The sequence below is a fragment of the Microbacterium testaceum genome (assembly GCF_001476655.1).
In the GTDB taxonomy this organism is placed as follows: domain Bacteria; phylum Actinomycetota; class Actinomycetes; order Actinomycetales; family Microbacteriaceae; genus Microbacterium; species Microbacterium testaceum_C.
Map to the genome: position 1 here is coordinate 1 of NZ_LDRT01000228.1, position 745 is coordinate 745.

Below are 745 nucleotides of genomic sequence, written 5' to 3' on the forward strand. Positions count from 1 at the left end.
CGCGGCCGCGGCGAGCGCACGCATCGTCGCATCGCTGGGGCGGAAGGCGCGGAGCGAGGGGGTCGGCATGAGACGGCTGTACCGCGACCCGCCGAACGGCGTGGCCACCGCGACCATCGCCCGCACGCGGTCGCCCTCCGGGGCGAACGCCATGAGGTGCTTGCCGATGAGTCCGCCCTTGCTGTGCGCGACCACGACGACGTCGGAGAGGTCACGGGCGACGAGCAGTCGTGCGACCCGCCCGGCGGATTCCGCCACGGGGCGACGGTTGCCGCCGAGTTCGGTCACGACATGGATGGGGTGGCCGCGGTCGTGAAGCGCACGCGCCAACGGTTCCAGGAACCGCCACGTCTCGTAGATCCCCGGGAGCAGCAGAATCGGCACACCGTCGCCGTCGGCGAGGTCCTCCGGGTGCCCTCGTCTCCCCGCTCCACGCGCCTGCGCGAGAGCGGCGTAGAGGTAGTCCCGCGCCCACCAGGCACCGTTTCGCACGAGGGCGACGAGTGGCGCCGGGGCGGTGGACATGCACTCATCCTCCGTCACGGTCTTCGCTGCGTCGGGCGGGTTGCGCATCGGTCGCCGACCCACCCCACCGGACCGGGGAAGGCGCGCGGCGGCGCGCGGACACGTAGAGTCGCGGGAATGGAGACCCCCGACATCCATGCCGGCGCATGACCATCCTTCCGACCGGACGCCAGTTCGCCCTCACCTGGGGGATCCCGCATGACTTCGGCGGCCTGACCGC

General features: G+C 72.5%; 1 protein-coding gene. It reads right to left on the reverse strand.

Features of this window, described 5'->3' with window-relative positions:
- The coding region (locus NS220_RS18610) for an esterase/lipase family protein (RefSeq protein WP_058625448.1) at positions 1–525 on the reverse strand (525 nt) is incomplete at its 3' end.
- Positions 526–745 lie beyond the last annotated feature (220 nt).